The 13,415-nt window shown below is 74.2% G+C and carries 10 protein-coding genes; 7 read left to right on the forward strand and 3 right to left on the reverse strand.

What is annotated here, in order from left to right; translation table 11 throughout:
* Window positions 1-153: 153 nt before the first annotated feature.
* From ACFVVA_RS07775 to ACFVVA_RS07785, 3 genes are all read left to right on the forward strand, one after another.
* Entirely contained in the window at window positions 154-966 is an 813-nt protein-coding gene (locus ACFVVA_RS07775; RefSeq protein ID WP_387686756.1) for a class I SAM-dependent methyltransferase, read from the forward strand.
* A gap of 301 nt (window positions 967-1,267) precedes the next feature.
* The gene (locus ACFVVA_RS07780; RefSeq protein ID WP_387686758.1) at window positions 1,268-2,920 is read left to right on the forward strand and encodes an MFS transporter; all 1,653 of its coding nucleotides are present in this window, start codon (window positions 1,268-1,270) and stop codon (window positions 2,918-2,920) included.
* A 241-nt stretch (window positions 2,921-3,161) separates the two neighbouring features.
* Window positions 3,162-3,893 (forward strand): GPR1/FUN34/YaaH family transporter, encoded by a 732-nt coding sequence (locus ACFVVA_RS07785; protein WP_387686760.1) that lies wholly within the window; start codon window positions 3,162-3,164, stop codon window positions 3,891-3,893.
* 289 nt (window positions 3,894-4,182) lie between these two features.
* Here the strand turns inward: ACFVVA_RS07785 and ACFVVA_RS07790 are convergent, their stop codons facing one another.
* The 3 genes from ACFVVA_RS07790 to ACFVVA_RS07800 all read right to left on the reverse strand — a co-directional run bounded on the left by ACFVVA_RS07790 (window position 4,183) and on the right by ACFVVA_RS07800 (window position 7,058).
* On the reverse strand, window positions 4,183-4,908 hold the full coding sequence (locus ACFVVA_RS07790) for an alpha/beta fold hydrolase (protein ID WP_387686762.1): 726 nt from the start codon (window positions 4,906-4,908) through the stop codon (window positions 4,183-4,185).
* Between the two features lie 281 nt (window positions 4,909-5,189).
* On the reverse strand, window positions 5,190-6,182 hold the full coding sequence (locus ACFVVA_RS07795; RefSeq protein WP_387686765.1) for an alpha/beta hydrolase: 993 nt from the start codon (window positions 6,180-6,182) through the stop codon (window positions 5,190-5,192).
* A gap of 81 nt (window positions 6,183-6,263) precedes the next feature.
* Window positions 6,264-7,058, reverse strand: a complete 795-nt coding sequence (locus ACFVVA_RS07800) for an alpha/beta fold hydrolase (RefSeq protein WP_387686768.1) — start codon at window positions 7,056-7,058, stop codon at window positions 6,264-6,266.
* A gap of 370 nt (window positions 7,059-7,428) precedes the next feature.
* Here ACFVVA_RS07800 and ACFVVA_RS07805 point away from each other — a divergent pair, with 370 nt between their 5' ends.
* The 4 genes from ACFVVA_RS07805 to ACFVVA_RS07820 all read left to right on the forward strand — a co-directional run bounded on the left by ACFVVA_RS07805 (window position 7,429) and on the right by ACFVVA_RS07820 (window position 13,415).
* On the forward strand, window positions 7,429-10,176 hold the full coding sequence (locus tag ACFVVA_RS07805) for an AAA family ATPase (RefSeq protein ID WP_387686771.1): 2,748 nt from the start codon (window positions 7,429-7,431) through the stop codon (window positions 10,174-10,176).
* Window positions 10,177-10,439: 263 nt separating this feature from the next.
* The gene (locus tag ACFVVA_RS07810) at window positions 10,440-11,690 is read left to right on the forward strand and encodes an ABC transporter substrate-binding protein (protein WP_387686774.1); all 1,251 of its coding nucleotides are present in this window, start codon (window positions 10,440-10,442) and stop codon (window positions 11,688-11,690) included.
* Complete coding sequence (locus tag ACFVVA_RS07815; RefSeq protein WP_387686777.1) at window positions 11,662-12,600, forward strand: carbohydrate ABC transporter permease; 939 nt, start codon at window positions 11,662-11,664, stop codon at window positions 12,598-12,600. The genes ACFVVA_RS07810 and ACFVVA_RS07815 overlap by 29 nt, the downstream gene beginning before the upstream one ends.
* Window positions 12,597-13,415: a carbohydrate ABC transporter permease gene (locus ACFVVA_RS07820; protein ID WP_387686780.1), complete on the forward strand. Its 819-nt coding sequence runs from the start codon at window positions 12,597-12,599 to the stop codon at window positions 13,413-13,415. The genes ACFVVA_RS07815 and ACFVVA_RS07820 overlap by 4 nt, the downstream gene beginning before the upstream one ends.

Raw genomic sequence — 13,415 nt, forward strand, 5'->3', positions numbered from 1 at the left:
GTGGTGCCCCGAGCCCCTCGGAGCACCACCACGCCCCCACTGTCCCCAGGGCCCTCCCCCATCACGTACCGTGTTCGGACCACCACAGGTTTGGGTACGTACCTCGGCGCGCCCGACGGCCGGGCGCCCACCGAGCAGGAGACCCAGCGGCCCATGGATCACAACCGCATCCCCCCGACCGTGCGCAAGACCTACGGCACCGATGATCTGGCCAAAGTCGCCAGTTTCGCCGGAGGCTTCATCAATTTCGGTTACTGGCAAGGGATCGACCTCGCCGCCCCGACCACCGAGGACCGGGTGCGCAGCCAGGAGCAGCTCTACCGGCGGGCGTTGCGGGAGTTCCCCGAGCCGCGCGAACGGCTGCGGCTGGCGGAGGTGGGCTGCGGGCGCGGGCTGGGCTCGGCGCTGGCACTGCGGGAGTTCCGCTTCGCGGGGGTGACGGGGGTGGACATCCACCCGGACCAGATCGAGCGGGCCCGTGCCGTCAACGCGAGAGCCCTGGCGACGTACCCCGATCGGCTGGCGTACACCCTCGGATCGGCGGACGAACTCCCCTTCTCCGACGGCTATCTGGACGGCGTCTTCTCCGCCGAGGCGGCCCAGCACTTCCGCGAGCTGACCGGCTTCGCCCGTGAGTCGGCCCGCGTGCTGCGCCCAGGCGGCCGGCTCGTCGTGACCACCTTCTTCACCGCCCCGGGCGCCGACATCGCCGAACGCCTCAAGATCCTCCTCGCCAGCTTCGCCGACGGCCTCGACGTCGCCCACCCCCTCGACGACTTCACCGCCGCCCTCACCCGCTCCGGCTTCACCGACATCACCACGGAGTCCATCGGCGCCGAGGTCTGGCCCGGCTTCGACCGCTACCTCGTCGACGTCGTCCCCACCGCCCACTGGTCCCGCAACTTCCTCACCGCCTGGCGCGACGGCCTCGTCGACTACCACGTCGTCACCGCCATCCGCATCTGATCCGCCGCCCGGCGCCGCGACACCCGACCCGACCGGCCCGGGCACCGCCCACCGAACCGACCCGAGCACCGAACCGGCCCGAGCACCGCCCGGTGCCCACCGGCCGCCGGATCCCGGCCGTGCAGGCCCGGCACAACGGTGGGCGCTGACGGTCAAGCCCACCGGCGCCGTCGGCACTAGCGTTCCCGGGGCAGGGAGCGAGGGGCTCTCCCGGGACCGCCCGACGACGTCGACCGCCCCCGTACCGTCGCGTCGTCGGGCCTCCCGACAGGGTGCGACGAGGCGGACAGGTGGTACGTCGATGACCGGGACCGACGACGGACGGGCCGGCGACGGCGGACAGGTCGGCGACGGCGGAGAGACCGGCGAGGCCGGCGGTTCGGCCTGGTCGCCGCTGCGCCGACGGGTCTTCCGCGACCTCTGGCTGGCCCAGTTCACCTCGAACGTCGGCAGCTGGATGCAGACCGTCGGCGCCCAGTGGCTGCTGGTCGGGCACGGCGCGGCCCAGGTGTCCCTGGTCCAGCTCGCGGCGGGCCTGCCGGTGCTCTTCCTCGCCCTGCCCGCCGGCGTCCTCGCGGACCTCGTGGACCGGCGCCGCCTGCTGCTGGCCATGCAGGCCGCCATGGCGCTGGTGGCCGCCGCACTGGCCGTGCTGGCCTTCACCGGACGGCTCGGGCCCTGGACGCTGCTGGCGCTCACCTTCCTCCTGGGCTGCGGGAACGCGCTCAACGGCCCGGCCTGGCAGGCGGTGCAGCCCTCGCTCGTCCCCCGGGACGAGTTGCGGCAGGCCGCGGCGCTGGGCGCGGTGAACCTGAACCTGGCGCGCGCCGTCGGCCCTGCCCTGGGCGGGCTCCTCATCGCCGTCCTCGGCGTCGGCTGGACCTTCGCCGTCAACGCCGCGTCCTTCCTCGCGATCCTGGCCGTGCTGGCGACGTGGCGCCCCGGTACCCCGGCGCGGGTGCCGCGGCCGGGCCAGGAGCGCGAGCACCTGATCGCGGCCCTGCGGGCCGGCGGCCGGTACGTCCGCAGCGCACCCCGGATCCGCCGGATCCTGCTGCGCAGCGCCCTGTTCGTCCCCGGCGCCTCCGCCCTGTGGACGCTGCTGCCGGTGTCCGCGCACCAGTCCCTCGGTCTCGGTGCGGCCGGGTACGGCCTCCTCCTGGGGGCCGTCGGGCTGGGGGCGGTCGCGGGCGCGGCGGCGCTGCCCGCGCTCTCGCGACAGGTCGGCGGCAACGGCGCGCTGGCCCTCGCCGGGGCCGTCTTCGCGGGCGCGCTGGTGACCCTGGCCGTCGGCGCGGGCGTGCCGGTCGCCTTCCTCGCCCTGGTCCTGGCGGGAGCGGCGTGGATCACGGCGCTGTCCACCTTGAACGCGGGCCTGCAGGTCGCCCTGCCGGCGTGGGTGCGGGCCCGGGCCTCGGCCTTCTACCTGCTCGTCTTCCAGGGCGGCAGCGCCCTCGGCGCGCTGTGCTGGGGACAGGTGGCCCAACACGCCGGTGTGTCGGCGGCGATGCTCCTGGCGGCCCTGGTTCTGCTCGGCGGGGTGCTCTCGTTGCGACGGCTGCCCCTGCCGGGCGGCCGGACCGACCCGACGCTCTCCGAGGCATGGCCCGAGCCCCGGCTGACCGTCGAGCCGGCGCCGCAGGACGGGCCGGTCCTGGTGACCGTGACCTACCGGGTGCGCGCCGAGCGGGCTCCGGCGTTCGTCACGGCGATGCGCAAGGTGGAGTCCTCCCGGCGCCGGACGGGTGCGGTCAGCTGGGGCCTGTACCGGGACGCCGCCCGGCCGGAGCAGTTCGTCGAGACGTTCACCGTGACGTCGTGGTCGGAGCACTGCGCCCAGCACCACGGGCGCTACACCGGCACCGACCGCGCCTTCGAGACCGACGCCCGCGCCCTGCTCACCGGGGAACCGACCGTCACCCACGCCGTGATGGCGCACGACCGCGACGCGTGACGGACCCTCCGTCCCGTTCCCGCGAACAGAGCGCGGGCACGGACGCGATCAGAGCGTGGGCACGGGCACGGGCACGACAGCATTCGTACACATCAGGACAAATCCGCTGTCCTCTCCGCTCATAGCCTCGTGGAGCGATCCCGGCCCGCCGCTCCGCGAGCGGCCTCCCCGACGACGCCGAGTACCGAGAGCACGTCCCGAGAGCACGTTTCGAGGGCACGTCCCGAGAACAAGGAGCGACATGATGACGGCAGTGGTGACGGAAGAGAAGCGCGCGCACGGTCCGGACCCGACGGCGGCCGGCACCGGAGGCGAGCCGGACCTGCACGCCATGACCCGGATCACCATGCGACCCATCGCGTCGCCGATGCCGCTGGGCTTCTTCACGGTGGCCATCTCCTCCGCCGTGACCAGCAGCCTGCAGCTCGGCCTGATCGACAGCGCCCACCGGCAGGCCGTGGCGCTCACGGTCTTCTCCGCCTTCGTGCTCCAACTGCTGGTCAGCATCCTGGCGTTCGGTGCCCGTGACGTCATCGCGGCGACGCTGATGGCCGGGTTCGCCGGCGCCTGGCTGGCCAACGGCCTGGTCACGTCGACGGATGCCCACGGCGGCGCGCAGGTGCTGGGAGTGATGAACCTGGTGTTCACGGTCTTCGCCGCCCTGATGGCCTCGGTGGCCAGGCCGAAGCGGGTGCTGTGGCTGCTCCTGATGATCGCCGTGCCGCGCTACTTCGTCGCCGGCCTCCACGGCGTCTCGGGCGTTTCCTGGCTGGGCCACGTCGCCGGAGCGCTCGGCATGCTGCTCGCGGCGGTCGCGATGTACGCGGCCTACGCCCTGATGCTGGAGGAGCTCCGGGGCCGGGAGGTCCTGTGGATCGGGCGCAGCGGTCCGGTCCGCGAGGCCATGCACGCGGGTCTGACCGGCCAGCTGCAGCGGCTGGAGCAGCAGGCGGGCGTACGCCGGACCCTGTAGCCGGCCCGCCCCGTCCGACCGCCCGGATCCGACGGCGTGACGCGAATCGGCTGTGCCCCCTCCCGGAGGACCCTCGGGTTCCAGGGAGGGGGCACAGCCGATTCCGTCGTTCGGCCGCCACCCGTGGGGCGGTCGGCGGCACGGAGCGGCGCCGGGCCCGCCGTCCCGTCGGGCACACGGTCGTCGCCCCCACCGGTCCTCGCCCCCGACCGGTCTTCGCCCCGGACCGGTCGTCACTCCCCGGGCCCGGGGGTGACGACCGTGTGCCCGACGGGACGGCGGATCCGGTTCAGTCGGCCACGGACCGGACGGCCTCGCGGATCACGTCCACGACCCGCTCGGGCCGGGAGAGCATGACCAGGTGCGAGGAGTCGACCTCGACCGCGGTCGCCCCGGCACGCCGGTAGCCGAACCGCTGGACGTCGGGGTTGAGGGTGCGGTCGGCGGATGCGACGATCCCCCAGGACGGCTTGTCCTTCCACGCCGCGGTCGGCGCGGCCTCACCGAACGCCGCCGCGGCGAGCGGACGCTGGGTGACGGCGAGGACCCGGGCGAGGGCGGGGTCGACATCGGCCGCGAAGATCGCCGGAAGGCGGTCGACCTCCACCGACACGTCGGTGCCCTCGCCCTCCCCGCCGTCCAGCGGGAACGGGCTGTACACGAGGGCGGAGGCGAGCTCGGAGTCGGGGAAGCCGCCCTGCAGTTCGCCCAGGCTCTCCCCCTCCTCCAGCGCGTAGCCCGCCAGGTACACCAGGGCCTTCACGTTCTCCTCGGCACCCGCCACGGTGATCACCGCGCCGCCGTAGGAGTGGCCGACCAGCACGACCGGCCCGGGTATCCGCCGGACCACCGACGCAATGTAGGCGGAGTCGCCGGTCAGACTGCGGTTCGGCACGGCGGGCGCCACCACGTCCAGTCCGTCGGCCAGCAGCTCGGGGATGACCCGGGCGAAGCTGGAGGCATCGGCGAAAGCACCCTGCACCAGTACGACGATGGGCGTGTCATTGGTCGTCATGGCTGAGTCCTCTTCGGATCGCTGATTTCCTCGGGGCGTCCGCGGGCACGCCGGGAGTCCGGCGGGTTCGCGTGGCAGGCCCGGTCGCGGCAAGGCGCCTGCTCGGGCCGGGGATCGCCCTCGGCGCCGGTTCCCGGCGCTGCCCACCAGGCTAGGAGCGCGTGGCCCCGGGGCCTGTTCCCCCGGCGCACCGGGTGCGGTCGGTCCGCGCACCGTCGGGGGCGGGCCTGCTCAGCCGACCGTCCGGGGGATGTCGGCCGGTCGCGGCGCGCCGCCCGGGCTCACCAGGAGCGGCGGTGCAGCGCCATGTGGACGGTGTCGACGGCCTGGATCAGCGCGGCCCGGGTGGTGCCCGTGGGATGGATCCCGCCGACGAGCAGGAAGCCGTGCATCACGCCCTGGTAGCGCGTCGACACCACCGGCACACCGGCCGCCCGGAGCCTGGCCGCATAGGCCTCGCCCTCGTCCCGCAGCACATCGGCCTCCGCCGTGACCACCAGCGCCGGCGGCAACCCCACCAACTGCTCCAGCGACGCCCGCAACGGCGCAGCCGTGGCCCGCGTACGCAGCCGCGGTTCGGGCAGGTAGTCGTCCCAGAACCGGCGCATGTGGTCACGGTGCAGGAAATAACCGCTGGCGAAACGACGGTACGAGCCGGTGTCGAAGTCCGCATCGGTGACGGGGTACAGCAGCACCTGCTGCGCCAGCCGCACATCGCCGCGCTCACGCGCCAGCAGCGTCAGCGCCGCCACCAGATTGGCCCCCGCGGAATCACCGACAGCCGCGATCCGCTCCCCCTCCAGACCGATCCCACGACCGTGCTCCTGGATCCAGCGGGCCACCGCGTGGCACTGCTCGACCGCCACCGGATAGCGCGCCGCGGGCGCCCGGTCATAGTCCACGTACACGACCGCCGCATCGGTGCCGAGGGCGAACTCCCGCACCAACCGCGCGTAGCAGGCGGCATCGCCCAAGGACCAGCCGAGACCGGGCAGGAACAGCACCACCGGACTCGGCTCGGCGGCACCGACCGGCCTGGTCACCTGGACGTGCACCCGCCCGGTCGGCCCGCACGGCAGCACGAACCACTCCGACGTGGTGCCGTACGGATCGTCCTCGTCCTCGTCCGCGCTGATGCTCGGCAGGCTGTCGAGAGCGAGGAAGGAGAGGTCCGGCAGCTCCGTCCGTGCCGCTCCGGCCCGGGTGTCCAGGAACTCCTGGAGTTCCCGGTCGAGCACCGGTCGCCGGGCCGGGGAGGGAGTGGGGTCGGACAACTCTTCGCTCCTGGCGTGATCGGAAGGGCCTGACCGTGCGCGGGGAGCACACCACGGCCGGGCGCGCCCGGCCGGACTTCCTCAACCGGCCCGGTGGCGACCGTCTCGTTGTCCATCCGGTCCGGTCTCCTGAATCGGGAGATTCACAGACCGTACACGACCCGGCCTGGTGGCGTCATGGATGAAGTCCGCGACGGCCGTCGGCCGGGAGAGGGCCACACTGTGGGAGGCGCCGGGCAGTTCGAGGACGGTGGCGCCGGCCCGCCGGGCGGTGAAGCGCTGGATCTCCGGGTGCAGCGCCCGGTCGGCCCCGGTCACCAGGGCCCAGGAGGGCATGGTGCGCCAGGCCGCCGCCGTCGGCGCGTCACTGAACACCCGCTCGGCGACGGGGCGTTGGAGCGCCCCGAGCACCTGCGCCACCTCCAGGTCGAGGTCGGCGGCCATCAGCGACCGGAAGCACTCCGCCGGCACGGTCAGCTCCGGCTCCCGCCCGGTGCCGCCGGTGGGAAGCTCGGTGCGCCGCAGTCGGGGAATCAGCGGCGCGGGGGTGAAGCGCTCCGCGAGCGCGTCGAAGCTCTCCCCCACGTCGGGCAGGTAGGCGGCCACGTAGACCAGCGCCAGGACGTTCGGGGCGGCGGCCCCGGCCTCCGTGATCACGGCGCCCCCGTAGGAGTGGCCGACCAGGACGACCGGGCCGTCGATGTCCGCCACGACGGCGGCCAGGTAGGCGGCGTCGTGGGCGAGTCCCCGCAGCGGGTTGGCGACGGCGAGGACCGCCAGGCGGCGCCACTGGAGCTCGGCGATGACGCCGAACCAGGTACTCGCGTCGGAGCAGCCGTCGTGGACGAGCACGACGGTGGGCCGGGTGGGGGGCATGGCGGCCTTTCGGACGGGCGCCGGACGTCCGGGCGCGAAGGACTGCGGGGACGGGTTCGGAAGGGTCGGCGGTCGTCGAGCGGCAGCCCGCGGTGACGATTCTCCCGGCGTGCCGACCGGCTGACCACCGACCGACGTAGGGATCGCCCGGCCGAACTTCATCGCTCTGTAGCAACGGCCCACCGGCCCTGCCGGCCGACAGGGCCGACCGGGCCGGCGGGCCTCCGGCCGTGGACGGCGCACGCGGCCGCGATGGGGCCGCCCCGCACGGCGTACCCTCGGGGAGCCGCGAACAGCGGCAGGGCGGGGTCGTCCGTCGGCACGGGCCGAGCCCGGCCCCGGCAGGCGAGCACGGAACGGGAAGGCGTCCATGGCAGGGTCAGGCGGTCCGCTGTCCCGTTGCGGCCTGCGCGGCCGGGAGGCCGAGCTCGAACGGCTCCAGGCGCTGATCACCTCGGTGGCCCGCACCGGAAGCGGCGGACTGGCCCTGATCCAGGGGGAACCGGGCATCGGCAAGACCACCCTGCTCGCCGAAGCCGCCGCCAGGGCCCGGGCCGCGGGCTTCTCCGTGGGCGTCGGCAGGGCCGACGAGCTGCACCACGTCGTGCCGCTCTCCTCCCTGGCCACCGCCGTCCGGCACGGCGAGCGTCCACTGCTGTCCGGCGACGCCTTCGCCGACCTCGCCCGCCATCACGACCAGCGGATCTGGCTGGTGGAGCGTCTGGCCGAGGCCGTCGAGGCCAGGGCGGGCGGCGTGCCGGTGCTGATCGGCCTGGACGACGTCCAGTGGGCCGACGCGCTGAGCCGGTTCGCCCTGCAGCAGCTCCCGACCCGGCTGCGGAGCTCGCCGGTGCTGTGGGCGCTGACCTCCCGTCCGGAGCCCTCGGGCCCGGCCGAGGAGATCGTGACGGCCGCGACCGGCGGCCTCCCGACGGTCACCGTGACCCTGGGCCCGCTGTCGGGCGCGGCCATCGGTCAGCTGGCCGGCGACACGCTCGGGGCGGCGGTCGACGGACGGGTGCGGGACCTGTTGGACGGAGCGGGCGGCAACCCGTTCCTGGCGGTCGAGATGCTCGTGGGTCTGCGCGGCGCCGGGTCCTCGCCGGAGGCCGTGCCCCCCGGGCTGGTGGCGGGTGTGCGCGGCAGGCTCAGGTCGCTGCGGCCCGACACGCTGCGCTTCCTCCGGATGGGGGCGGTGCTGGGACGCGGCTTCGGCTTCGAGGACGCCGCCATGCTCTGCGGCCGGTCGGGCGCCGACCTGGTCCCGGCGCTGGAGGAGGCCGTGCGGGCCGGGCTCCTGGACGACGACGGTGACCGGCTGGTGTTCCGGCACGATCTGCTGCGCCAGGCGGTCTACGCCGACATCCCGCCGTCGGCCCGGAAGGCCCTGCACCGCGAGGCCGCCCGCGGCCTGGTCGCCGCGGGCCGGCAGCCGATCGACGCGGTGCCGCACGTCCTCAGGGGTTCGCTGCCCGGGGACGAGGAGGCCGTGGCGTTGCTGCGGCGGGCGGCCGAGGACGTCCTGCCGGTCACCCCGGGCCCGGCGGCCGACCTGATGACGCGTGCCCTCGACCTGGTGCCGTCCGCGGGGCCGCTGCGGTTCGCCGTGGGTGAGCAGGCGGTCCTCTGCCTGACCCGGGCCGGCCGGAACCGGGAGGCGCTGTCGACGGGTGACCGGCTGCTGGCCGAGCGACCGCCGCTGGCGACCTTCGGCCGCCTCCAGGCCGCCCTCGGCGGGACGCTGTGGACCATGGACCTCGCCGACGAGCTGCGCCGCCGCACCGAGGCCGCCCTCGCCGTGGGGGGCTCCGCCCCGGAGGTCCGTGCCAGGCTGGCCGCCCAGCGCGCACTGGCCCTGTCCCGGGGCCCCGACCTCGTCGCGGCGCGCGAGGCCGGCGAGGCCGCGCTGGGTGACGCCACCGCGGTCGGTGACCGGGAGGCGCAGGTCCTCGCCCTGTCCGGGCTGGGCGAGATCGCGCTGAACGCCGGTGAGAACGCGGTCGCGCTGGAGCGCTTCGCCGCGCTGAGCGCCGTCGATTCCGCCTTCCTCCCCGAGGAGGTCGTCGCGCACCTGCACATGGACGACTTCGCGTCCGGCGAACGCCTGCTCCTGAGGGCGGCGGACGGGGACGGGGCGACGCGTCAGGCCATGCTGCTGTGGGCGCAGGGCCAGCACGACCTGGGAATCGGCCGGCTCGACGACGCCGATGCCGGCTTCGTGACCATGGAGCGCCTGGAGGACGAGGTGCGGGTGCCCGTCCAGCAGGTGAACGGTCGTGTGATCCGCTCCCGGATCGCCCTGCTGTGCGGCGACCGGGAGGCGGCGCGGGAGCACCTGGTCGCCGCGCGGGAGCGGCTGGCGGTCAAACCGAACCCGGGCAACACGGCCGCGGTGCGGTTCCTGGAGGCGGTCCACGCCGAGGCCGACGGGGACACCGGGCTCGCCGTCGACCGGATCCGCCGGGTCCAGCGGGAGGGTTCCTTCATGCGGTGGCGGCTCCTGCGGGACTGGGTCGATTCCGCGATCCGCATGTCCCTGCGCGGCGGGGAGCGCGAACTCGCCGAGGACCTGGCCACGCAGGCCGAGGCCCACGCCGCACGCAACCCGGCCGTGCCGACCGCCACGGGCATCGCGGCGCAGGCCCGCGGGCTCGTGAACGGTGATCCCGCCCTGCTCGAACACTCCGTGGAGCTGCTCGGGGCGAGCCCCCGCCCGCTGGTCCGGGCCGCCGCGTACGCCGACCTCGGGCAGGCGCTCCTGACGGCGGGACGCGCGGAGCGGGCCGCGGCCGCGCTGGCCCGCGCACGGGAGACGTTCGCCGGGTCGGGCGCCCACGCCGCGGCGGCACGGGTGCCACGGGCTCGGGAGGGTGCGGGCGCCGGCAGTCGCGGGGCGGCCGCCGTACGTCGCCCCGTCCAGGGCTGGGGGGCCCTGACGGCCTCGGAGCGGAAGGTCGCGGGCCTCATCGCCCAGGGCCACACCAACCGGTCGGCCGCCGAGGTGCTCGTGGTCTCCCCGCACACCGTCAACACCCATCTGACGTCCGTCTTCCGCAAGCTGTCGATCAGCTCCCGGGTGCAGCTCGCCAACCTGGTCGCGGCCCTGCCCGACGGCTGAGCGGGGCGCGCGGCCCGGGCGTCCGGCGCTTCACGGCCCCACGCACGCCGTGGTGCTGTCACGGCCCGAGGCCGTGGTGGCGATGGTCCGGGAGGCCACCGCGCACACGACGGGTACTCCCGGGGGTGTTTAATATGCGTTCGGACGGAAGGGACCGGTCGGGCCGCTACGACGCCCCCGGAATCCGCCCCCTCGCACGACCGACCCCGGTCGCCCCGTCGCCCCGTCGTCCTGTCACCCAGTAACCCGGCAAAGGCACCAGCATGATCCCACCGGCCAGCTCGTCGGTGCGGCGGATCGCCGCGCTCCTGACCGGGATCCTCGCCCTGGTGTCCGCCGCCGGGTGCGGTGACCCGACCGGTTCCCGGTCCGCCGGGGGCGAGGTGACCTCCATCACCGCGCTCGACTACTACACCGACGAACCCGAGCACGCCCAGTGGGGCGGGATGCTCACCGAGTGCGGCAGGACCGCCGGGGTGGAGGTCCGGCACACCAGCGTTCCGGGGGCGTCCCTCGTCCCCAAGGTCCTGCAGCAGGCGTCCTCGCGCACCCTCCCCGACCTGCTGATGCTCGACAACCCGGACCTGCAGCAGATCGCCCGGACCGGCGCGCTGACCCCGCTGGACGACTACGGCATCGACTCCAGCGGCTTCTCCGAGGGCATCCTGTCGGCGGGCACCTACCAGGGATCGGTGTACGGGCTGGCCCCCGCCGTCAGCACCGTCGCCCTCTTCTACAACGAGGACATGCTCGCCGAGGCCGGCGTCGCCGTCCCGAGGACCTGGGACGAACTGAAGGCGGCGGCGGCCGCGTTGACCCGTCCCGGGCGCTACGGGATGGCGGTCGACGCCAACCCCACCTTCGAGGGCACCTGGCAGTTCCTGCCCTTCCTGTGGTCCAACGGCGGTGACGAACGGCAGTTGGACACCCCGCAGGCCGCGCAGGCACTCCAGCTCTGGGTCGACCTGGTGAACAGCGGATCCATGTCCAGGTCCGTGCTGAACTGGACGCAGGCCGACGTCCACGACCAGTTCGTCGCCGGGAGGACGGCCATGATGATCAACGGCCCATGGCGGATCCCGGCCCTGAACCAGGAGGGGAACCCGCACTGGGGAGTGGCCCCCGTACCCGTCCCCCGGCTGGGGCAGACCCCGGTCACCCCGCTCGGCGGTGAGGTGTGGACGGTCCCGAAGGGCGCTTCCAGGGCCCGGCAGGAGAAGGCCGCCCAGGTCCTCGCCTGTCTGAACACCCCCGCCAACATGCTCACCGCGGCCGAGCAGCACTTCACCGTGCCCTCGCGCACCGCGGTGGCCGCCCGGTACGCCGAGGAGGTCCCCTCGATGGGCGCGTTCGCCAGGAGCGTGGAGGCGGCACGCTCGCGCACCGGTGAGCTCGGCGCCGCCTGGCCGAAGGCGGCGACGGGGATCTACACCGCGGTCCAGTCCGCGCTGACGGGTGAGCGGACACCGGAGGAGGCCCTCAGGCATGCGCAGCGGATCGCGACCGCCGGCTGACCCCGCCCCGGGGCGCCTGCGGGAGCGAACGGCGCGGTGGCTGTTCATCGCGCCCGCCGCGGCGTACCTGTCGCTCTTCTTCGGCTACCCGCTCGTCAAGAACCTCGTGACGAGCTTCCAGCACTACACGGTCACCACTTTCTACACGGGTGACGCACCGTTCGCGGGGCTGCGGAACTACGCCGGGGTCCTCTCCTCGGACCAGTTCCCCCGCACGCTGCTGACCACGCTGCTGTTCACCGCCGGCTCGGTCCTGGGGCAGTTCGCCGTCGGCCTGGCCCTCGCCCTGTTCTTCCGGCGCGGCTTCCCGCTCGGCGACGTGCTGCGGGCGCTCCTGCTGCTGCCGTGGCTGCTTCCGCTGGTCGTCTCCGCGACCGTCTGGAAGTGGATGCTCGACCCCGACACCGGAGTCGTCAACGCCGCACTGCGCGGCCTCCACCTCTCGTCGTCCGGCGTCCCCTGGCTCACCGGCAGCTCACAGGCGCTGGTGTCGGTGGTCCTCGTCAACACCTGGGTCGGCATCCCGTTCAACACCGCGATCCTGTACGGCGGTCTGCGGGACATCCCCACCCACCTGTACGAGGCGGCGGAGCTGGACGGCGCCGGACCGCTCGCGTCGTTCCGCCACATCACCTGGCCCCTGCTGCGGCCCGTGGTGAACGTCGTCCTGGTACTGGACGCGGTCTACACGCTCAGGGTGCTGGACATCGTCCTCGTGGTGACGGGCGGCGGGCCGGCCAACGCCACGGAGACCCTCGCCACCCAGTCCTACGAAATGTCCTTCCGGCAGTTCGACTTCGGGCGCGGCGCCGCGATGAGCAACCTGCTCGTCGTCCTGTCGCTCGTGTGCGCCCTCGCCTACCTGCGCGCCGGGCGACGCGCCAGGAACGACCGGGAGGCGGCCCCGTGAGGCGCGCGCCGCGCCGACGCGGCCCGCTGTCCACCGTCGTCGGGATCGTCCTGCTCGCGCTGATGCTGTTCCCCGTCTACTGGATGGTGAACGCCTCCCTCCAGCCGACCGGCAACACCCTGCGAGGAGAGTGGTTCCCGCTCCGTCCGGACCTCGGCGGGTACGCCACCGCGCTGCGCGACCAGGGGCGCAACCTCGTCACCAGCCTCGTCGTGGCCCTCGGCAGCGTGCTGCTCAGCCTCGCGCTCGCCGCCCCGGCGGCCTACGCCCTGGCCCGGTTCCGGCTGCGCGGAACCGACCTCGTGCTGCTCGGCATCCTGATCACCCAGACGGTGCCGGGCATCGTCGTGGCCAACGCGCTGTACGGCGCCTACGCCGATCTGGGGCTCCTGAACTCCTGCCTCGGGCTGATCCTCGCCGACTCCACCGCGGGCGTCCCCTTCGCGATCGTCCTCCTGCACGCGTCCATGCGGAGCATCCCCGGGGAGATCGTCGAGGCCGCGCAGCTGGACGGCGCCGGCCGGCTGCGCGTCCTCCGCTCCGTGGTGCTCCCGCTGAGCAGGAACGCGCTGATCACGGCCGCCGTCTTCACCTTCCTGTTCACCTGGGGCGACCTCCTCTTCGCCCTCACGCTCACCACCACGGGAACGGTCCGGCCGGTCACGCTGGGCGTCTACCAGTACATCGGCGCCCACACGAACCAGTGGAACGCCGTCATGGCCACCACGGTCCTGGCCGCCGTTCCGGCCGCCGTCCTCCTCGTCGTCGCCCAGCGCTTCGTCACCACCGCGGCCACCGACGGAGCCCTCAGGTGA

The organism is Kitasatospora sp. NPDC058048 (genome assembly GCF_042885555.1).
Classification (GTDB): Bacteria; Actinomycetota; Actinomycetes; order Streptomycetales; family Streptomycetaceae; genus Kitasatospora; species Kitasatospora lactacystinica.